This window comes from Vibrio sp. 10N.222.49.A3 (assembly GCF_041475145.1).
GTDB lineage: Bacteria > Pseudomonadota > Gammaproteobacteria > Enterobacterales > Vibrionaceae > Vibrio > Vibrio tasmaniensis_A.
In genome coordinates this window covers 29,353-50,573 of the sequence record NZ_JBFRVM010000034.1, presented here as the reverse complement: position 1 = coordinate 50,573, position 21,221 = coordinate 29,353, and the positions used below count along the sequence as shown (strand labels likewise).

The window sequence follows — 21,221 nt, the reverse complement described above, 5'->3', positions numbered from 1 at the left end:
TCTTATGGAACTGTAAAATAGCTAAGCGTCTGATAAAGCAAGGAATTACAGGCACAAAAAAGCCCACACTAGGTGGGCTTTCTTTTTAATTTGGTGCCCGCTACTGGACTCGAACCAGTGACACCTTGCATGTCATGCAAGTACTCTAACCAACTGAGCTAAGCGGGCAATGCTTTGAAACATAACTAGCCGATTTACTAAGTGGCTAACGCTTCAGAACGAGATGGATAATAACGAGTGAATGGGTAGCGTGCAAGGATAAATTTGCACAAAACGGTTCGTTTGCTTTTAAAAACAACAATCAGAATAAATTTTAAACACAAAGCAGATCAATGGCTTGAAGTAGATCACATTTCGCCTCTAGTTCAATAGCTATATACATCTGCCTGTTTCATGTTTTACCCCTCTAATAAAGCATTTTAACTCAAGATATTAGTTAGAATCTTCATCCACATCGAATACAACGTTGTAGTTCTCTGTATACGTACAGTTTGGTTGACGGCTACAAGTGAAAAAGCGTCGGCCTTTGTAATCGCCTTGGCTGGCCAGTTTGATGATCATCGGGCTGCCGCACTTCTTACAGAATCGAACTTCTTTTGATGGCTCGATTAAATCGATGTGTGCTGCCAGTAACCTCTTCAAACGGCTCACTTGGTAGCTGTGTTTAATAGATGCACCAATCAGTGGCAAGCCTGCCGATTTACACACGTGGATCAGTAGCTTTTCTCGATCGGCCTTTCCCTTGTTGAGCTCTTTGCCGTTATCAAGTTCTATGATCACGCGGGGCTCTAACGTTCGCGGGTCGCACACGACAAAATCAAAGTAGCTACGTGAGATTTTGTTGTTGGCGATAAACCAATTCTTCTTGTTGTTCGCCTTAGCAGGAACAAGAACGTTCGACATGCTGACCTTGGCAAACACTTCGCCATGGTTGCCCACCGCGGATTTAAGTGCGTTATAAAATGTCGCCTGTTGCGCCGACATCAACGACCCTTTTTTCTGGTAAGCATGATCTTTGGTGTCGTCATGCTTCACTAGATACTTTTGGATAAAGTAAAAGAACATAACCAGAACAATTACAACGATAAAGATATTAGTCATTTTCCAACACAATCACGTCTGTATAGGGATTAAGAGAGTGGCTAGCGTATGTAGAAAAGCCTCACGTGGCAAGCAAAAGAGCGAGAGTTGCCAACCAGAATCACGGCCTTTGAATGCTGTAATCAACAAGAGGTCGCTCATACGCTAGACACACCTCTCCTATTTGCTAATCAACTCATCAATTACACTCTAGATTGATTTAGATCAATTTACCTAAATTTGTGATCAACTAACCTGAAAAACGTTAGGCAAATGTTAATAAGGAAATTGATATGGAACTCAAACAAGACCCAAGATGTTATACGGACGTATGTGTAGACGGTAAATGGTTCCACTATGACCACTGCGGAACTCGAGCTTATATGTTAAAAGGCGGTGCTTCAGCGGTGATTGAACTAGCAAGAGAACCGGCTACAGAGGGCGAACTGGTTGAAATGCTGCAAGGTGCCGCTAAATAACTCATTTAGAAAATGTTGATATAGATAAACTCGACATATCGCTAAGTAAACCCCACTTCTCACTCAAATTTTGATATTAGCGATCTCAGAGTGTTCCAGAAGCCATTCTTATCTCACGAAGATCAGAATGGCTTTTTGTTTCCAGATTAGCGATTAACTTTCAGCGATGATGACTTGATTCCTACCCGACTCTTTCGCTTGATATAATGCATCATCCGCGGCTTTGAGGTACTTCTTGTAAGTATCTTGATTGAGTTGCTCATGAGCGATACCAATCGACGCTCCTATCGATGTGGTGAGGTCTAAAGAGCCGGAGTGCGTATCAATGGGTGTTTCGGAAATAGCTAAACGGATAACGTTCAACTGTTGCTCAGGATCAATGGAACCAGACAGCAGCATAACAAACTCTTCACCCCCCCAACGAGCCACTACATCATTTGGGAATAAGTGTTGTTTTACTCGCCTTGCGACTTCCACTAAAACCTCATCACCAATATCATGTCCAAAGGTGTCATTAACGCGCTTAAAGTGGTCAAGATCTAGAATGACGAGACTGATTCCAAACCGTGAAGTATTAAATGGCATTGGCTGAGTTAACAACTGCTCTAGATAGCGTCGGTTGTATAAACCCGTTAGCACACACGTTGTAGATTGAGTCACCAGCGCTTTATTTTCACTTTGAATGCTACGAAGCCGAATCGCAAGTAATACAGCACTAATACTGACCATTATGATCAATGCCACCACGATTCTGTTTCTCAGTTGTTCCTTTTGAAGCAGCAACTCGTTGAGGTCTTTTTCTGTATTGAGTAGTTCATTTTCGTTAGCAAGTGTCTGTTTTGCATAGTCTTGTTCTAGCAAGAAAATATCACTCTGCCTTTTATCAAACAATAACGCTTTGTTGCCATGATAATATTGTTTGTAATAACTCAGTGCAGTATCAAGGTCACCCTGAGATTCGTAATATTCAGCCAGTGTTTTTAAGCCTAGTACCTTCCAACTTCTGCTCCCAACCACGTCAAAGATTGCAAGTGCTCGTTCAAGATCATTCAATATGGCGTCATCTTGATCCAGTCCAATGTTAGCTAACGCTCGGTTTAGGTAACACTGCCCGTTTTGAAGCGTGTACTTCTTAATATTCGGCGCTTGAAGACATTGATTAGCCACTTGTAATGCTTTGTTGAAATTGCCCTCTGATAGCAGTACATCACTGTAGGTTCTCAGTAATAAGATTTTGTATCGAGCACTGACTCTTTTGCTATCGAGTGCTTTTGCCTTCTCATAAGCAATTCGGCCATTAGTCACGTCACCACTGCTCAAATGCAGAAATGACTCGTTAATGTAAAGAATGCCAATCGCGTCATCTTCAAGTAAGCCACTTTTAAAGTAGAGTTTTTTTGCTTTCTCGATAATACGCAGGGCTTTAGGCCAATCCTCTAAATAGATATAGAGCAACGCCATGTTCGACATCAGCTTGCTGTTATAAATGTGCGTTGGATACTGCTTGCCAAGTTGCAGCCCTTTATAGAAAAAGTACTGAGCGTCTTGCAAGTCGTTCCGCACGTTATTGATCGCTCCCGCGGTGTTATACGCTTTAACCAATAGCTTGTCGTAACGAATAGATTCAGCAATGCCTATCGCGGACCGAATTTCAATTTCAGCAATTGCGAGTTCGCCTTCCTTTAGGTATTCAATCGCAGATTCGACCAATGATTCTGACTTCAACCACAACATACCTTCATGCTCAGATAACGCTTTTATTTGTTCTACGTAGGCCATCACGGCGTCGGCGTCTCGTTGATGTTGAGCGACATTCGACAAAATCATAAGTCGATAAGCTTGGTATATTGCTTTGTCATTAACGCCAGTGGGCGACCGTAGTAGAACAAGCTGATGTTTTGCAACAGAGGGGTCACTGCGAGATAAACCGAGAATATGAATTAACTTTTTTCCATATTCAGTTTGAGAGAGTTCTTTTTCTGGGGTGTAGACAGAAGTGTTGTCGGCTTGAGGAGAGCTCAAGTCCACATCATTGAGCGGATACAACAAATAAAGCCCGAGTACGGCACTCATTGTTACAACGAGTAGAAACGAACCTAAAACGTTGTTTTTATTCATGTATTAAGACCGTTACAAATTGAATGACCATATCACTGCTGTTTATCTATATTAGAAACTTATTATACCCGAGCCCTACACAGATTAAAATGTTGTCATCCCGACGAACTGAGCAAGGTTATTCTCACTAATTAGAATAATCAGGCAACTTTCTTGATTTAACTCAGATAATCATCTACCTCATTGGCGTTATAGTAATTTTCCTGTTCCTACCTCCGCGGCTTCTTTAGAACAAGCGGAAGCATAATGAGAATTAACAATGACCCAAATTAATGAACAACGTCTTGTAGAACATTTCTGCAATCTAGTGAAAATTGATAGTGAATCTCGTAATGAAAAAGCGATTGCTGAAGCTTTGGCTGAGCAACTTGGTGAACTAGGTTTTGAAGTTCACAAGCTGGCCGTTCCTACAGAAGTGTCTAACGGTTTCAACATCTACGCTCGTCTAGATGGCACTCTTCCAGGCAGCACAGTATTCAGTTGCCACATGGACACAGTAACGCCAGGTATCGGCATTGAGCCAATCATTGAAGACGGCATCATCCGTTCAAAAGGCAACACAATTCTCGGTGGCGACGATAAGTCTGGTATCGCAGCTATCATGGAAGCGGTTCGTTGCATAAAAGCTGAAGGCAAAGCGCACAAAACTATCGAGATTGCGTTCACTGTCTTCGAAGAAGGCGGTCTGTTCGGCTCTTTGAACTTCGATATGTCTTACATTCAATCTGAGCACGCTATCGTACTGGATACAGGCGGCCCAATTGGCACCATCGTAAACGCAGCCCCGGGTCAGCAGAAAATTGTTGCTAAGATCAAAGGCCGCCCTGCTCACGCTGGTTTAGCGCCAGAAGAAGGCATCAGCGCAATTCAAGTTGCTGCAGACGCTATCACTAAGATGAACCTACTTCGTATCGATGAAGAAACGACGGCAAACGTCGGTATTGTTGAAGGCGGTCAAGCGACCAACATCGTAATGCCAGAGCTTAAAGTAGTGGCTGAAGCACGCTCTCTAAACGGCGAAAAGCTAACGGCTCAAGTTGAGCACATGATCTCAACATTCCAAGAGAGTGCAAAACAGTTCGGCGCTGAAGTAGAAATCGAGTCGACTCGTGCTTACGATGCATTCGTTATCGCAGACGATCACCCACACATTCTTTCTATCAAATCCGCATTCGAGAAGCTTGGCGTAACAGCGAACACTAAACGCACTGGCGGCGGTAGCGATGCAAACAACTTCAACGCGAAAGGCCTAACAACAGTTAACCTTTCTACTGGTATGGCGAAAGTTCACACCACTGAAGAGTACATTGCAGTGAAAGACATGGTCGCAATCACTGAGTTTGTTGTGGCTTACGTGACTCAATAGTCTTACTGGTTAACTAGCCGGCCTTATTTGTTAACAAGCCTATCTTAGTCGTTGACGAAATAGAAAATGCCATCTAGTTAACGTCAAAAAGCCGAGTTCACATGTAACGTGTGACTCGGCTTTTTTGTTGTATTAATTTAGACAGAAGTTCTAATCTAAAAACCCCTACGCTTCCAAAACTGCCCTTCATCTTTCGCTACAAGGTCGAATGTCTTATCAGCAATGATGTTGCCTTTTAGCTCGACCGTCATACGCCATTTACCTAGTTTGTTGGATATAGGAGCCCAGATAGTATCGCCTAAGTAAAAATCCCAGTCATTGTTGCCGACGTGCTCTTCACCATCGAACGGCTCGAGTACTTCACCCGTGTCGGTTGTGATGTTCGGGTGATAGATGCAGTAACGGATTTTTTCACCTTTGGCTTTTTTGATATTCAAGATATAGCCAAATTCCACGTCGATTTCAGCATCAACGGTAGTGGTGAACTCTTGGATTTTTGGAAGATCTTTAGATTTGGAATCCCACGTTGTATAGATGCCATAAGATGTCATGTCGACCACAACAGAGCGCTTTGCCATTTCAATCGTTACCTTGGAGTTGTTCTATTAATTTAATTCTAGCTACCATTCAGCCACGTAAGTAGAGGAAGAACGAGGCTATTCTTGCCAATCTTTTGCCATGCGCTTAATCACCGACGGTTCAATGTCGTGAATGCTGCCATATTGCTCTCGGCACACTTCTATAACTAAATCCGCTTTATATTTGAGTGCGAGTTGGCGGTAAGCCTTCATTTCCCACTGCTTAATAAAGGTATTCGACACTACAACGTCTAATCCTTGCTTCAAGCCATCTTCTGCAGTGTTCTGACACCACTCATGCGCTTGCTGCAACTGCCTTGGGTCAAAATTATAGTCGCCTTGCTCATTCACGTAGTACATATCCGCTTCGACATGCAATGCATCGTAGTTTTTTGCTTTTGTCGACTTGCCGGAACCGGGCAACCCTCGAATGAGTATTAACTTCATCTGTCACTTTACAGGCTAATTTTAAAACATGAGTTTATCTTAAATAGTGACGAGTTTCTCTGATAACTGCCGTTGCTCAACATCCGAAAACCGAGTCCTTATACTCGACTCAGATAATCACTGAATACAATGAGACTCCCCTCTACGTCGGTGAATGACTTCTGATAGCAAACACAAATAATTTACAACTATCCATTTTGTATATCGACAAGCGTATCAAACTACTATAGATTTAGATGTATAGACGTCTACATATCTAGCTTAGGGAGAAAGCTTTGCCTATTCGCATTCCAGACCAATTGCCAGCATCTGATGTTCTTCGTGAAGAAAACATCTTTATTATGCCGTTATCAAGAGCATCGACACAGGAAATTCGTCCACTTCGAGTCTTGATCCTCAACCTAATGCCAAAGAAGATTGAAACTGAAACTCAATTCTTACGCCTACTATCCAACAGCCCACTGCAAGTCGATGTAGAGCTGTTGCGTATTGATGACCGACCAAGTAAAAACACGCCGACAGAACACCTTGATAACTTCTACCGTCAATTTGAAATGGTCAAAGGGAGAAACTTTGATGGATTGATCATCACTGGTGCGCCACTTGGCTTGGTTCAATTTGAAGACGTTATCTACTGGGATCATCTAAAAACCATCATGGAATGGGCAAACAAGCATGTGACCTCAACCTTGTATGTGTGTTGGGCTGCTCAAGCTGGCTTAAAGCTCTTGTATGATTTACCAAAGCGAACTCGTAAAGATAAGCTTTCTGGGGTTTACAACCACGAGATACATAACCCGTACCACCCAATTTTACGAGGCTTCGACGATACCTTCTTGGCACCGCACTCTCGCTATGCTGATTTCTCTCAGGAATACTTAGCCGAACATACTGACCTTGATGTTCTTGCGACTTCTGATGTGGCGGGCGTATACCTCGCGGCGACTAAAGATAAGCGAAACGTGTTTGTAACTGGTCACCCTGAATACGATGCTCATACACTTCACAACGAATACATTCGTGATTTGGGTGAAGGCATGGAGCCTGTTATTCCAATTAACTACTACCCGAACAACAATCCAGACAACAAGCCTGTAGCAAGTTGGCGTAGTCATGGACACTTATTGTTTTCAAACTGGCTAAACTACTGTGTTTACCAACAAACGCCTTACGATCTGGATCACTTCAGCGAAGACAACTTCACCAAGGACGACTAAGTTCTTTCTTTCGATTCACAAGCACATAAAGCCGTGCTCCATAGGTTGTTGATAAAACACCAAATGGGAGACGGTTTTTTTTATGGTGTTTGAGTCGCATTCCATAATCGACATAACACTTAAGTGTGTTCAATTTCATATCATAGGTTTGTGTTCAAAAGGAGCTGCACATGCCTAACAAGTCGCTATTACCAAAATCCACCCTGATATTTCATCTCACGCTATTCGTCTCTGTTTCTTTGGTAGGTTGTGTTTCTGTAACCGAAGGTCCACCAAAAATGGCAAGTGATCCAATTGCGATGTCTCAATCACGCATCGAATTAGGTTTGGGCTACATGGGACAAGGTAATATGGTCAAGGCACGTGAAAATCTAGAGCTCGCTATCAAACACGCTCCTAGCTATTACCGCGCCCAACTTTCGATGGCACATTATTACGAGCAAGTTGGCGAAGTAGATGAAGCAAGAACGACTTACCGCAAAGCACTCAGTCTAGATTCAAGAAACGGCAATGTATTGAATAACTACGGTACGTTCTTGTGTAAACAAGGCGAATACGAGCAAGCTGATAAATATTTCAATCGCGCTATTGACCAACCCTACTACTACCTTGTCTCTGCAAGTTATGAGAATGCGGCATTCTGCGCGTTTAAGGCTGGTAATACCGACCAAGCAAAATACTACTTCACACGAGCGATTGACCACGATCCAAATCGCGTAAAATCGATACTACAGCTATCAAAAATTGAAGTGAGTGACGCCGATTACAACGACGCTAGGCTTCGTTTATTCAAGTTCCACCAGCGTTATGGCTACCAAATTCCATCGCTTAAAATCTTGGTCGATCTCGAAAACAAAGCAGGTAACAGTGCTCTAGAGAAGAAATATCAGAGTAAGTTAGATGAGTTACTTTCTGCTTAGCGCATATGAAAAACACAAAAAACGGGCTTGTTGCGTTAACAACAAGCCCGTACGTAATTTCAACTTAATGTCTTAACACAGTGCTGCCGCTATTTTAGCGCGATCCACTCTTGTCTTTGCTCGTCGTCCATAAAGGTCCATGCGATAAAGCGACTCACCTTCTGGCCTTGCGACATCTCAACCACTTTTACTTGTTTAGCTCTTAGCTTACCCAGCTCTGAACGAACCATATCGACGTTATCTTTCTTAGAAATCAATGTCGTGAACCACAATACTTGAGTAGCAAAAAGTTGGCTCTCTCTCGCCATTTTCATAATGAAAGTAGCTTCGCCACCCGGACACCAAAGTTCAGATTTTTGGCCACCAAAGTTTAAGGTTGGTTTCTCTTGCTTAATCGATTGGGCTGGCTTCTTATTCATCTCGGGCTTGAATGACTTGCCCGCTTTCTTAGCTCGGTTTGCCGCTAAGTTATCCAATTTACGTTGTGATCCCTTTTCCGCCTCTTCTAGAGAACTATGGAATGGAGGGTTACAAATAGTGACATCGTAACGTTCATTATCCTTAATCACGCCCTTAAAGATAGATTCAGAGTCCGCTTGCAGGCGAGCTCGGATCTTACCTTTTAGATTAGGGTTACTTTCCGCAATGAAGTTCGCTGTTTTGATGGAGACTGAATCGACGTCCGTACCCGTACAGCGCCACTTATACTCTGTCGCGCCAATGATTGGGTAAATACAGTTTGCACCAACACCGATATCTAATGCTTTCACAGAGGCATGATTATAAGGTTCACCTTGTCCATCGCTATTTAAGATGTCTGCCACTCTGTGGATATAATCTGCACGGCCAGGAATTGGTGGGCACAAGTAACCAGCAGGAATATCCCAATGCTTAACGCCATAGTGATGCGCCAGTAAAGCCTTGTTAAGTAGCTTAACAGCCAATGGATCAGAGAAATTAACGGTGTCTTCGCCCACCGGGTTCTTGATCAGGTGTTCTTTTAGCTCTGGCAACGCTGCAACCAATAACTCAAAGTCGTAGCGACCTGTGTGTTGGTTTCTTGGGTGTAATCCACCTTGAGGCTTCTCTGCCGAACGTCTTTTCTGTGCTGCATTCTTGTTAAATGCAGTTTTATTGAAAGAACCCTTATTCGATGATCCTTTATTCGCACCCGGTTTACCTTTGCTATCTTTTGCAAAAGGTCGCTTTGCTTTGTTGTCAGCACCTTTGGGAGCACTGTTTTTGCGGTCTGATGTGTTCTTTGTAGAAATACGCTTGTCGCTGCTTGGCTTGCCTGCATTTGGCTTAATATCACCGTGCTTACGGTTACCTTGATCAGCTTGGTTGTCTTTTGTTTTTGTTTTTGTTGATGAGGTACTGTTTTTCGACAGGCTTAGCGTAGTTCTATTTTGTGATTGGCTCATTGGGCTACTTCTTTAAATCTAAATACATCATGAATAAACGGGCATCTAACTCAAGTTGATGATATTCCGGTTCCATGTGACAGCATAGTTGGTAAAAGGCTTTGTCGTGCTCTTTCTCTTTGATGTGCGCCAGTTCGTGTACCACCAACATTCTCAGCAAAGGTTCTGGCGCATTTTTAAAAACACTGGCGATACGAATCTCATTCTTCGATTTGATCTTTCCACCGTGATTCTTCGCGACGTAAGAGTGCAGACCTAATGCATTATTAATTAGGTGTATCTTGCCGTCATAAATCACTTTACTGATCGGTGGTGTTTTTTTCATATAACGATTTTTAATCTCAATCGCATAGTCAAACAGGGCTTTCTCACTTTTTATTTCATGATTCTTTGGGTAGCGAGCTTCGAACCACGGCACCAACTTTCCCGATTCAACTAGTTGAGTTACCGGGTCGAGAATGTGCTTCGGGTAGCCTTGGATATAGCGTAAAGAAGGATGCATGCTGAAAGACCGTACAAGTTACACCACGACAATACGTTGTGGTCTTGAAAATTGAGCCGCATAGTGTAACTGATCACACTTTTCTAATCACCTAGGATTCGTTACACTTTAGCGAGATTCACCAAGAGCTAGACTCAAAAAGAGATTATAAAAATGAAACGTGTTGTATTGTACGTCGCAGACAAATGCCCGCACTGTAAAGATGCACAGCGCTATTTGGATTCAAAGAAAATTGTTTACCGCCTAACGAATGCAAAGATGCAGCGTGGTCGTAAAGAGTTGCAAGCTATGGGGGCTCGCTCTATCCCCGTACTTAAAATCGGCGACCAGGTGATGGTCGGCTGGAATCAGAAGAACTTCGATAAGATGTATAACTCAAAGAGTACCTAAGTGCTCTAAGCCAGTAATACTTCTATATAATAAAGCCCGAATGTCCAATCTAGGATACTCGGGCTTTGTTGTTCTATATTCATGACAACTTGTATATCGAAAATAAACAGGTCGCATTCTTGCAGTTTCTCTATTTACTAAATCCTTGTCAGACAAGCTTCTCATATAAAAAGTCTTTCGATAAAAAAGTCGATGCACCTAGCCTAGCCTAGCCTTTGATTTTAAAAGCTGCATTACAATTAGCACATTTGTATTTTTCTTTAATACCAAGGATTCTGTCAAAAATATTACGACGAACTCTAACAATTCTTTGTTCTTTACATTTACACTTCATACTTAATGGCTTCAGTTTTTTTAACGTGGGAGGCGACATATTTAATACCTAATGTAAGTTAACAATCACACGTTCACCAAATAATAATACAACGCACCTCACAGTTTTATATTTAAATAGTGTGATACTGAGCAATTAATCAGTAAAAGAACATCATTTAAATGCCATAAAAATCACAAAATAACACATTGAAATGTAGTAGATATTTTACGTAAATTTGTATTGATAGATAACACAACAAGACAATCACACGTAGCGCTTAACGAAATCAATAAAGGTTCGGTCCGCCTTCGACAAGTACCCTTCCTTTCTCCAAGCCAAAGATAGATTGAGTTTTACAGGATCTTTAAATGGCACCCCCACGACGTCTTCTTCGTATTCTGTGACCAAACTCAGCAGCGCAGTAATGGCAAACTCTCGTTTTACTATAGAAAGAATCATTGGCAATAAGTTGGTTTCGAAGGCGATGGTCATATCGAGATTGTATTTTTTACAGGTCGCATCAATGAAATCACGGTGGAAATAACCCGACTTGAACATAATCAGTTCTTGAGCGAAAAACTCTTCAAAGGTAATGAATGGTTGTGACGCTAATGGGTGTTCTTTACCAACAACAGCTAGCATCTCAGAACTCAACAAGTGATCGGTTTCGAGATCATCTGGGACATTTTCATGATTGATAACCCCGATATCCAGTTCGCCGTTTAACAGCATTTCACGAATCGAAGCGGTACCAGCATCTATAAGCGTCAGTTTTAGGTTTGGGTATTGGCTTTTAAAGACCATCACCACCTGTGGGAAAAAGTAGCTCCCCATCATACTTGGAGCGCCTAATCGAACCTCGCCTTTTTCTAGTCCCTTTAGCTCATTCATTGCGAGTTGAGCATCATCAAACTGCTGGGCGATTCGCTTTGCATGCTCAAACAGTACCTTTCCCTCTTCCGTTAAGGTGACGGATTTATCTCCTCGACGAAATAGAATCAACTCAAGCGTCTGTTCTAGTTTTTTAATGGAGATACTCAATGCAGGCTGTGCGATATGCAGCGCTTTTGCAGCCTGGGTAAAATTACCAAACTGAGCAACGGCCAGAAAATGTCGAAGAGGTTTTGATTCAAGCATGGCGATATATTTAATATATAGAGGTGATATTTTTAATATATTTCTTTAATCACACTTGTACTGATAACTTGTTCACAAATAGCTTACTTACTCGCGCAGGCACAACGTAAATGTTTGATAAAGGCAGTCCTCAATACAAACGCATCACCCAATCATTGGCGATTGGTTCATTTATCATTTTCTGTAACCTTTACCTCTTTCAGCCTATCTTGCCGCACATGGCGGAGCACTTCCAAGTATCTGAAACTCAGATCAACTGGCTGTTTGCCGCGACAACACTTGGGCTTTCCATCAGCTTGGTGCCTTGGGCAATCGCTTCTGAAACCTTTGGTCGAAAACCTATTATCCTATTCAGTCTGTTCGCTATTCCTTTGATTGGATTGAGCATGGTGTTCACAACCACTCTACTGCAACTTGTTATTGCCAGAGCATTAATGGGAATCGCAGTCGCTGCTTTTGCAGGCGTGGCGGTTGCCTATATGGTCGAAGAGTTATCACCCAAAGCATTTGCAGTCGCGATCGGTGGTTATATTGCAGCCAACTCATTGGGTGGAATTTTCGGACGTGTATTGGGTGGCTTGATTACGGATTATTTTGACTGGCACGCAACGGTTTTGTTTTTCGTGGTCGGCTCCTTAATCGGCGCTCTCTATATTGCGTATAGTCTGCCTGACCAACAAAATTTCAAACCTCAAAAAGGGTTGTTCTTTCATCATAACCGCTCGGTTGTGATGCACTTAAGAAACCGTACCTTGTGGCTCGCGATGTTGATTGGTGGCGCTAACTTCGCGCTATTCGTTAACCTGTATTCAGTAATGGGCTTTAGGTTGGTATCCGAACCTCACTCAGTGCCTGTGGGCTTAGCTTCACTGATATTCCTATGTTACTTGGCCGGTACGGTAAGCTCTAAGCTCTCCAACAAATGGACACTTCGCTTTGACCCGTTAAACGGTATATTGATGGGCGTGTGTATTAGCTTAATCGGAATGTTGGTTTCTGCCGTCGACAAAGTCCCATTCATGTTAGCTGGGTTGTTATTGATCAGTAGCGGAGCTTTTTTCGCCCATACCCTAGCCTATTCTTGGGTAAGTCAAAAAGCATCGAGCGCGAAAGCGACAGCAACCGCACTTTACTTAGTTCACTATTACATAGGCGGGAGCTTAGGTGGTTTCTTACTCTTATATTGCTGGCAGTTGTTCGGTTGGAATGGTGTTATCGCCGGTGGGTCTATCTTTTATGTCGCGATATTTGCATGGGTCTACCAGTTAAAACAACTTCAAGTGTCAGCCTCTAAACTCGCACAAGCATAAGTACGACCGAGGTTGTAACTCAATTATTGCTTTTGATTAACGTCCGTTCTGATATCCTACGCAAAATTTCATTTCGGAACCTGTTATGTCGAACACTCAAAGCTCAGATCTTAAAACCATCCATGACCAAGTAAAACAGTGGTTAGACGATGTCGTTATTGGCCTAAACCTGTGTCCATTCGCAGCCAAGCCGCAACGCAATAAACAGATTAAGATCTTTGTGAGTGAAGCAAATACGGAAGAAGCGTTGTTGGGAGACATCATGACGCATTTCGTAGAGTTAGATAACACGCCAGTCCCAGAATTAGAGACGACGTTGGTGGTTGTGCCTAACATGCTGCAAGATTTCTTCGACTACAACATGTTCATTGATTGGATTGAGGCCTTGATCAAGCAAGAAGATTGGGAAGGCGTTTATCAAGTGGCAACCTTCCACCCAGACTATTGCTTTGGTGGTGCGGATCCAGAAGACGATGAAAATCTTACTAACCGCTCTCCGTATCCGGTTTACCATTTGATTCGTGAAGCGAGTATGGAAAAAGTGTTGAAGCACTACCCCAACCCTGAAGCGATTCCTGATACCAACATCGCGAGAGTTGAATCTTTAACACCCGAAGAGCGTCGTAAGTTGTTCCCTTATCTATTCAGTTAAGAACTAACCTTTGAGCTTTAAGAGCTGACAGCTTCAACTTACGAGTCTGAGTGTTCTTGATGATATGGGCGAGATATAAACTGATCTCGTCCATTTTGTTTAGCAATGTACAGGCATTCATCGGCAACTTTGATTAGCGAGTCTAATGCCGACATTCTCTCCCCTTTGCTATCTCCAGTACTCAACTCAAAATGACACGCACCGATTGATATGGTGATAGGCTTACTATCTAGTGTGATTTTCTTCATTTCTTGTAAAAGAGTCATGAACTTATCTTCAACACCACTTGGTGTACTATTTGGATACCAAAGAATGAACTCTTCACCACCAAAACGCGCCACAAACTCTCCATCTTGAATATTATTGCGCAGAACGTTTGCCACTTTCTTTAAAACAACGTCACCCATTTGGTGACCGTAAGTGTCATTAACGACCTTAAAGAAATCGATGTCTACGACGGCTAGTGTCCCTTTACCTAGAGAGCCTTTTAACTGCTCCACTTCTGCATTCAACGTTTTGAACAAGCAACGTCGATTCGGCAAGTGTGTAAGAGGATCGTACAAAGCTTGATATTCAAGTTTTTCATTTAACTCTGTCAGTTTACGTTCTTGCTGTCTTCTCACGAGTTCCACTTCAATCCATGACGCCATTAACCGCATAACGTCGATATCGAACTCTTTAAACTCGCGATGATAGGGAGCTGGGCTTGAAAAGTTTAAGGTGCCATAAAGCTCATCATTGACGAAAATCGGGATACCAATATAAGACTCTAGCCCAAAAGATTGGTAGGCAGGATGTGTCGCATACTTATCATGTTTACCGCAATGCTCAATACAAATAGGGCCAACAGATTTGCACGTAATCTCACAATAGGTCGAACTATAGTCGAAGATATCGCCACTATTGAGCTCAACCCCTTCAGGTGTGACAGAGTGTTCAACTAAGTAAGTATTACCCTCGACTTTAGATAAGATACCAATATCAAGGTTGAAGCGTTCAAGCCCCATGATAAGCAGCTGAGCGATCTGAATATCGAACCCTTTTCGATAATCATTGGTGATTTGATACAAACGACGTATAACAACTTCACTTTCATTAGCTTGGTGCATAACTGTGATCCTACGACGGAGAACTGATTGGCAATATTACGTGTGGCCTACTGTAAATTATATATTAATCAATTAGTTTTTATGCAAGATACCTCATTAAACCAATGAATAAAAGTCGACTTTGCGTTAGCACCCTATTCCCAGCTTTGGTAAAATACCCCATTAACGAAACAGAATGGATAGGAAAATGAACCTTTCTCAACTAAGCCAAGAAATCTACGATCACCTTTACCGCGACATTGAAGAGTTCCGCAGTACTTTTGATCTGCCTGTTGCTGCTCCTGAAACAATGGACGAAAAAGGCGATACGCTACACACATCTCTAGCGATCGAAGAACTAACAGAACTTGCAGAAGCTGACTCTAAAATCGAACAAGCGGACGCTATTGTAGACAGCGTTTATGTTTTGATGGGACGTTTAGTTCACCTTGGCCAAGCTAAGGTAGAAGACAACCTAGCAATCAGCTACCTGATCGACCTACTGTTGAATGTTTCTAAAAGCCGCTCAATCGACTTTCTGCCTTGTTGGGACGAAGTACACTCAAGCAACATGAGTAAAGTGTGCCGTAACGAAACAGAATACGCAGAAACTGAAGCTTTCTATGCTGAGCAGAACATCAAACTGATGGCTGTTCAAAAAGGTGAATACATCATCGCTAAGTGTGCGGAAGATTTCGTATCGGAAGGCAAGACAGTTCGCCAAGGTAAAGTACTAAAATCAGTACATTACCGCCCTGCGAACCTTGAGTCTCTAACGGCTTAAGTAAGGCTACAACTGAAGCACTTTAAAGCCGCAGTTGACTGAAATCGAAAACGCCACGTTATTTTAACGTGGCGTTTTATTATCTATTAGAATACCCTAGCTGTGGTAATTGGAGCCTTGTATTAGAAGCAGAACACTATACCAGTCGTGCCATGTGATAAGCCGCCACATATTCGCCATTTCTGAAAGCGAACCCAGCCGACTCTCCTTCAATAACAAAACCGAATTTCTTGTAGAGACTGATCGCTCTTTCGTTATCGGTGTACACCGTTAGCTCCAGTCGTTTGATGTTAATCCAGTTATCACACAAGTCGATCGCGGTCGCGAGCAGTTGACTACCGACACCTTTGCCTAATACATCGTCTTTAACACCCATACCGAATGAAGCAACATGACGCCTTCTCGGGTTTACACACACTTCCATTCCCAAATTACCAACAATCTCATCGTCGATCATCGCGACATACGAGTACACGTTGTCGGGCATATTTGAGATTCGTTTCTGCCAGCTTTCCAGAGATGGATTTGGGAGTTGCAGCGTACCGGTATAAGCGTTTGTGCATTCGTAAACTTCTTTGATTCCCTTTGCATCTGACGGTTCAGACCGTCTCACTATAATACTCATCGCAACTCCTACTATTTTCATCGCTAAATATGAAACACATCCTTAATGTGCACCTAGACACACTATCAAATAGTAAATATTTAACAATAGGTTAGATAAAATTGTTTTTATTAAATCTTATATAGAGCTGAGATATAGGTGTACTTAAAAGAATGCAGCTCACTCGATTTAAGTCTTACCATCTTGTACCTCGAAGGAAGAACCAAATCTTACGCTTTAGGAAGGCTCATAAAAAGACCAGAGCATCATGCTTCTGGTCTCTTTATGAATCAAAGGTCAATCAAAACTCAGTTTCTGAGTCACTTTTCTCTAGGCTGATGACATTCAAAACTGCAAATGCAGAGGCTAGAAATAAGCCTAATATCCAAACAAAATACCACATGAGAAACTCCTTAATACAGTGAATTGCCGTTGCGTTCGACATACTCGTTATCGAGTCGTCCAAACATGGTTCGGTAGCTGAACGCGGTATAACAAAGAATGATAGGCACCATCACAAACGCGACACCTGTCATGATGTTCAAGGTCAGTTCGCTAGAGGTTGAATCCCAAAGGGTTAAGCTATGGCTTGGATTAACGCTAGACGGAATAATGAATGGGAACATCGCGAAACCAGCGGTTAAAATGATGCAAGCGTTAGTCAGGCTGGAACTAATAAAAGAAATCGCATCCCATTTCAACCTTGCGCTGATCAAAGCCATCAATGGATTAAGCACACTGCCAATTGGCGCAAACCACATCCAAGGGTGAATCTCGAAGTTAGATAACCAAGCACCAGTTTCTGCTATCGCTTGTTTGTTCAACGGGTTTGAAACCGCGCTATGGTTCAACTCACTGACAATCTGATAACCATCAATGTGACTTATTGTTAAACCACCTAGCACCATGAGACTCACCACAAGTATCGCACTCACCTGAGCAACCAATCTTACCTTGTTGTATAGCGCATCTGTCGTTTTCATCATCAGCCAAGCACTGCCTTGCAACAACGCCATCAATAAACCAACGAAGCCACACAACAGAGCAAACGGATTAAGCAAATCAACAAACGATCCGTGGTACTCAAGCATGAGTAAACTATTGAGCGAGAATGGAAGCCCTTGCATCAAGTTGCCAAACGCGACACCAAATAAAATCGGCGGAAAAAAGCCTGAAAACGAAATCGCTAAATCACACACTTTTCGCCATTGGTCGTTATCTATCTTGGCTCGGTACTCAAGTGCAAGAGGACGTAGCCACAATGAGATAAGAGCCAAGTACATCGCAACATATAAGCTTGAAAACGATGTCGCATACACTAACGGCCACGCTGCAAACAAAGCGCCACCTGCGGTAATTAACCAAACTTGGTTGCCGTCCCAATGGGGTGCAATGGAGTTAATCATCACTCGTCTTTCAGAGTTGGTTTTACCGATAAACGGTAACAACGCTCCTACTCCCATATCGAAGCCATCGGTGATCATAAAACCAATCAGCAGTACACCAATCAGAACCCACCAAATTAAACGCAATGTGTCATATTCAAACATGAGTCAGTCACCTTATTGTTGAACTTGTTGTGCCAATTTGGCTTCAAGAGAAGTTGTATTTTGTTCATAGTGATAGCGACCCGTTTTTAAACTGCTTGGGCCTTTTTTAGCCACGGTAATCATCAAGTAACTTTCAACAATGATGAATACGGTATACAGGCTAATAATGAGAGCAAGAGACGTAAGCAGGTTTTCAACGGTTTGAGAAGAAGCCGCGACGGTCACAGGAAGAATTTCACCCACAGCCCAAGGCTGACGACCGTATTCCGCAACAAACCAGCCAGCTTCAATCGCAATCCAAGGTAATGGAATTGACCATAGCGCCGTTTTCAGTAACCAAGGCTTTTGCGTAATATTGTTACGGTAGGTTTGCAGGAAGGCAGCACCAAACACAAACAACATAATGAAGCCACAGCCCACCATGATTCGGAATGACCAAAAAAGTGGCCACACTGTTGGGATAGAATCATCTGCCGCTTGTTGGATTTGCTGTTCAGTCGCATCGGTTACGGTATCGGTGTAACGCTTAAGTAATAAGCCATAGCCGAGATCGTGCTTGGTTTGATCGAATGCTTGTTCTGTCTCATAAGAGGAATCGCCTGCTCGTAAACGTTCTAGCAATTCGTAAGCGATGATTCCGTTGCGAATACGGACGAGGTGCTGGTCGCGCAAGTCATGAAGACCCGTCACTTGCTCGTCCAAAGATCGCGTTGCAATAATCCCCATCACATAAGGGATTTTGACCGCGAAGTCGGTTTTGCCTTCTTCTTGGTTCGGTAATCCAAACAAGGTAAACGCCGCAGGTGCCGGTTCGGTGTGCCATTCCGCTTCAATCGCTGCTAACTTCACTTTTTGAACATCACCCAGTTCATAGCCCGACTCATCACCTAATACGATCACCGAGATAATAGAAGCAATACCAAACGAAGCTGCGACAGCAAACGAACGTTTTGCAAAAGCAACGTCACGACCTTTAAGCAAGTAGTAAGAGCTCACACCAAGGATAAACATTGAGCCACAGGTATACGCTGATGCCACGGTATGCAGGAATTTAACTTGTGCGACAGGGTTGAGCACCACTTCGGAAAAACTGGTCATCTCCATACGCATGGTTTGGTAATTGAACTCTGACCCGATCGGGTTTTGCATCCAGCCGTTGGCAACTAGAATCCACAGTGCAGCAAAGCTCGAGCCCAACGCCACCAGCCAAGTAACCACAAGGTGTTGGCGTTTCGATAATCTTTCCCACCCAAAGAAGAACAATCCAACAAAGGTGGATTCTAGGAAGAACGCGACAAGCGCTTCGATGGCTAAAGGTGCACCGAAAATATCGCCGACATAGTGAGAATAATAAGACCAGTTGGTGCCAAACTGGAATTCCATGGTTAAACCGGTCGTGACACCCAAGGCAAAGTTAATGCCGAACAGTTTGCCCCAGAAGCGGGTCATGTCTTGATAGATTTGTTTACCGGTGAGTACATAGATCGACTCCATGATCGCCAGTAAGCACGACATACCGATAGTCAGAGGGACGAAGAGAAAGTGAAACATAGCGGTTAGCGCAAACTGTAAACGCGACAATTCAACTACATCAAACATTTAAGCTCCAAACATCATAATGATGGATTTCATTTTAAGAATTGGAGCGTATTTCAGCACAGTTCGAACAAACCAAACTAGAACAGATTGGTTGTTAAAAAACAGAACAGATTGTTTATCCAGTCAGTAGAGACTAGCGTTGAAGTATGGAGCAGCCGGTAATTCAGCTAACGACTTAGGCTTGTAATTCCATTGTCTGAATCAAACCACCTAGAGTACGAATGGCTTCTGCGATTTTGTCGTCGCAAGCGTACGAGCAGTTGAGACGGATGTGATGAGAGAACTTTTTGTCGCTGCTGAATATAATTCCCGGCGCGACAGAGATGTTGTGTTCAAGTGCTTGCTCATAAAGCTTCTCAACACAAACAGAATGAGGCAACTCTATCCAAAGGAAGTAACCACCTTGGCTTTTATGCACCATCGCACTTGAAGGTAAGCTAGATTCTAACAATGCAATATGTGCCTTCTTCCTTTCATTCAAAAGCTTGCGAAGTTTTTTAAGATGGTTGTCATAACTATAAAACGTCAGGTAATGAGACAGTCCAAGTTGGATAGGAATACTGCTTGAGAGCGTCGAAAGGTGCTGCAATCTCTGAATCTTTAACGCTTGTTTCCTTGCAACTACCCAACCGATTCGAAAGCCGGGCGACAATGATTTGGAAAACGAACCGCACAGCATGATTTGCTCGCCAGTGTCATAGGCTTTAGCAGGCAATGAGCTTTGGTTGCCGACATGAAGTTCTCGATACACATCGTCTTCGATCATCGGGATCTTATGTTGATTCACCAACTCGGCCAACCGCAGCTTGTTTCCATCACTCATCGAATAACCCACTGGGTTTTGCGATTCGGTCATGAACCAGCACGCTTTGATGTTCATTGAAGCGAAAACCGATTCCAACACATCAAGATCGATTCCGGTTTCTGGGTCTGTAGGTATCTCAACTGCCGTCAGGTTTAGCCTTTCAATAGTCTGTAACACACCGTAAAACGCAGGGTACTCTATCGCGACTAAGTCACCCGGCTCGGTACAGGATTACAGGCATAAGTTAAGTGCTTCCATTGCCCCTGACGTGATCACAATATCGTCGGGCAATACATCTAGCCCACCAGCTTGATAGCGCTGAGCGATTTGCCTGCGTAATGTTTCACTGCCCGGTGGCAGATTAGTAAGCATGCTGTTATCGGGCATTTGACGACTGGCATTGGCTAAACTGCGCGACAACGCTTGATGCGGAAACAAGGCAGGGTCTGGAAATGCCGAGCTGAGTGGAATGATGCTAGGGTCTTTGGCTCGTTGAAGCACATCGTAAAGCAGGTCACTGATTTTAACGGGATACGGCTTGATGGCTTTTTGTTGCGTGTGTTCTGAGGTGAATACATTTCTACGCGGTAACACGAAATAACCAGACTTAGGCTTTGAGCGCACATAGCCTTGGTCTTCAAGCTGTTGATAGGCCTGAAGTACCGTCTCGATACTGAGTTTGTAGCGCTTACACGCGTCTCTTATTGATGGGATCTTCTCACCACTAAGCCAGATGTTTTGTTCTATCTGATTCTTGATTGTATTGGCGAGTATCTGAGATTTTTTCATCAAAAAGTCTTTTCTATCTAATGTGTAAAATATTACTAAACCGTGAATATTCGAAGTACTCAGACA

General features: G+C 43.0%; 20 protein-coding genes, 1 tRNA gene and 1 pseudogene. 8 read left to right on the top strand and 14 right to left on the bottom strand.

Annotated elements, in window-relative coordinates; all coding sequences use genetic code 11:
- Positions 1-91: 91 nt before the first annotated feature.
- Together AB4589_RS06730 and AB4589_RS06725 are read right to left on the bottom strand one after the other, a co-directional pair.
- Positions 92-168: transfer RNA gene (locus AB4589_RS06730), tRNA-Val, on the bottom strand.
- A 264-nt stretch (positions 169-432) separates the two neighbouring features.
- Entirely contained in the window at positions 433-1,101 is a 669-nt protein-coding gene (locus AB4589_RS06725; RefSeq protein WP_102442762.1) for a DUF2726 domain-containing protein, read from the bottom strand.
- Between the two features lie 272 nt (positions 1,102-1,373).
- Here AB4589_RS06725 and AB4589_RS06720 point away from each other — a divergent pair, with 272 nt between their 5' ends.
- Entirely contained in the window at positions 1,374-1,559 is a 186-nt protein-coding gene (locus tag AB4589_RS06720) for a hypothetical protein (protein ID WP_004734943.1), read from the top strand.
- Positions 1,560-1,712: 153 nt separating this feature from the next.
- Here AB4589_RS06720 and AB4589_RS06715 read toward each other — a convergent pair whose 3' ends face one another.
- Positions 1,713-3,677, bottom strand: a complete 1,965-nt coding sequence (locus AB4589_RS06715; protein ID WP_372099860.1) for a diguanylate cyclase — start codon at positions 3,675-3,677, stop codon at positions 1,713-1,715.
- Positions 3,678-3,936: 259 nt separating this feature from the next.
- Between AB4589_RS06715 and AB4589_RS06710 the strand changes: the two genes are divergently transcribed.
- Positions 3,937-5,043, top strand: a complete 1,107-nt coding sequence (locus tag AB4589_RS06710) for a M20/M25/M40 family metallo-hydrolase (protein ID WP_061024866.1) — start codon at positions 3,937-3,939, stop codon at positions 5,041-5,043.
- Positions 5,044-5,198: 155 nt separating this feature from the next.
- Here AB4589_RS06710 and AB4589_RS06705 read toward each other — a convergent pair whose 3' ends face one another.
- Both AB4589_RS06705 and AB4589_RS06700 read right to left on the bottom strand, forming a co-directional pair.
- Positions 5,199-5,621: a DUF3859 domain-containing protein gene (locus AB4589_RS06705; protein WP_102248849.1), complete on the bottom strand. Its 423-nt coding sequence runs from the start codon at positions 5,619-5,621 to the stop codon at positions 5,199-5,201.
- 78 nt (positions 5,622-5,699) lie between these two features.
- Positions 5,700-6,068, bottom strand: a complete 369-nt coding sequence (locus AB4589_RS06700; protein ID WP_135381744.1) for an ATP-binding protein — start codon at positions 6,066-6,068, stop codon at positions 5,700-5,702.
- A 275-nt stretch (positions 6,069-6,343) separates the two neighbouring features.
- On the opposite strand from AB4589_RS06700, the gene metA reads away from it, so the two are divergent.
- Both metA and pilW read left to right on the top strand, forming a co-directional pair.
- Positions 6,344-7,285, top strand: a complete 942-nt coding sequence (metA, locus tag AB4589_RS06695; protein ID WP_012604106.1) for a homoserine O-succinyltransferase — start codon at positions 6,344-6,346, stop codon at positions 7,283-7,285.
- A 170-nt stretch (positions 7,286-7,455) separates the two neighbouring features.
- Complete coding sequence (gene pilW / locus AB4589_RS06690) at positions 7,456-8,205, top strand: type IV pilus biogenesis/stability protein PilW (RefSeq protein ID WP_372099857.1); 750 nt, start codon at positions 7,456-7,458, stop codon at positions 8,203-8,205.
- Between the two features lie 89 nt (positions 8,206-8,294).
- Here the strand turns inward: pilW and rlmF are convergent, their stop codons facing one another.
- Positions 8,295-9,629 carry a 23S rRNA (adenine(1618)-N(6))-methyltransferase RlmF gene (rlmF, locus tag AB4589_RS06685; protein WP_372099855.1) on the bottom strand — a complete coding sequence of 445 codons (1,335 nt, stop codon included), beginning with the start codon at positions 9,627-9,629 and terminating at the stop codon, positions 8,295-8,297.
- Positions 9,630-9,633: 4 nt separating this feature from the next.
- On the bottom strand, positions 9,634-10,131 hold the full coding sequence (locus AB4589_RS06680; RefSeq protein ID WP_004734935.1) for a YgjP-like metallopeptidase domain-containing protein: 498 nt from the start codon (positions 10,129-10,131) through the stop codon (positions 9,634-9,636).
- Positions 10,132-10,284: 153 nt separating this feature from the next.
- Here AB4589_RS06680 and AB4589_RS06675 point away from each other — a divergent pair, with 153 nt between their 5' ends.
- The gene (locus tag AB4589_RS06675; RefSeq protein ID WP_012604109.1) at positions 10,285-10,521 is read left to right on the top strand and encodes a glutaredoxin family protein; all 237 of its coding nucleotides are present in this window, start codon (positions 10,285-10,287) and stop codon (positions 10,519-10,521) included.
- 580 nt (positions 10,522-11,101) lie between these two features.
- On the opposite strand, the gene AB4589_RS06670 is transcribed toward AB4589_RS06675, so the two are convergent.
- Positions 11,102-11,974 carry a LysR family transcriptional regulator gene (locus AB4589_RS06670; protein WP_372099853.1) on the bottom strand — a complete coding sequence of 291 codons (873 nt, stop codon included), beginning with the start codon at positions 11,972-11,974 and terminating at the stop codon, positions 11,102-11,104.
- Between the two features lie 110 nt (positions 11,975-12,084).
- Between AB4589_RS06670 and AB4589_RS06665 the strand changes: the two genes are divergently transcribed.
- Together AB4589_RS06665 and AB4589_RS06660 are read left to right on the top strand one after the other, a co-directional pair.
- Entirely contained in the window at positions 12,085-13,284 is a 1,200-nt protein-coding gene (locus tag AB4589_RS06665) for an MFS transporter (protein ID WP_372099852.1), read from the top strand.
- A gap of 85 nt (positions 13,285-13,369) precedes the next feature.
- A complete protein-coding gene (locus AB4589_RS06660; protein WP_372099851.1) occupies positions 13,370-13,936 on the top strand; it encodes a DUF1415 domain-containing protein in 567 nt (188 codons plus the stop codon).
- A gap of 38 nt (positions 13,937-13,974) precedes the next feature.
- Here the strand turns inward: AB4589_RS06660 and AB4589_RS06655 are convergent, their stop codons facing one another.
- Positions 13,975-15,045, bottom strand: a complete 1,071-nt coding sequence (locus AB4589_RS06655) for a diguanylate cyclase (RefSeq protein WP_017096949.1) — start codon at positions 15,043-15,045, stop codon at positions 13,975-13,977.
- 187 nt (positions 15,046-15,232) lie between these two features.
- On the opposite strand from AB4589_RS06655, the gene AB4589_RS06650 reads away from it, so the two are divergent.
- Positions 15,233-15,808, top strand: coding sequence for a nucleoside triphosphate pyrophosphohydrolase family protein (locus AB4589_RS06650; RefSeq protein WP_372099849.1), 576 nt, complete (start codon positions 15,233-15,235; stop codon positions 15,806-15,808).
- Positions 15,809-15,944: 136 nt separating this feature from the next.
- Here AB4589_RS06650 and AB4589_RS06645 read toward each other — a convergent pair whose 3' ends face one another.
- From AB4589_RS06645 to AB4589_RS06625, 5 genes and pseudogenes are all read right to left on the bottom strand, one after another.
- Positions 15,945-16,433: a GNAT family N-acetyltransferase gene (locus AB4589_RS06645; RefSeq protein ID WP_017109820.1), complete on the bottom strand. Its 489-nt coding sequence runs from the start codon at positions 16,431-16,433 to the stop codon at positions 15,945-15,947.
- Positions 16,434-16,713: 280 nt separating this feature from the next.
- Positions 16,714-16,815: a cytochrome bd-I oxidase subunit CydX gene (gene cydX, locus AB4589_RS06640; RefSeq protein WP_004734907.1), complete on the bottom strand. Its 102-nt coding sequence runs from the start codon at positions 16,813-16,815 to the stop codon at positions 16,714-16,716.
- A gap of 10 nt (positions 16,816-16,825) precedes the next feature.
- Positions 16,826-17,962, bottom strand: a complete 1,137-nt coding sequence (cydB, locus tag AB4589_RS06635; protein WP_372099847.1) for a cytochrome d ubiquinol oxidase subunit II — start codon at positions 17,960-17,962, stop codon at positions 16,826-16,828.
- 12 nt (positions 17,963-17,974) lie between these two features.
- Entirely contained in the window at positions 17,975-19,561 is a 1,587-nt protein-coding gene (locus AB4589_RS06630; RefSeq protein ID WP_372099845.1) for a cytochrome ubiquinol oxidase subunit I, read from the bottom strand.
- A 175-nt stretch (positions 19,562-19,736) separates the two neighbouring features.
- Positions 19,737-21,155 (bottom strand): annotated as a pseudogene (locus AB4589_RS06625) (PLP-dependent aminotransferase family protein).
- Positions 21,156-21,221: the final 66 nt, after the last annotated feature.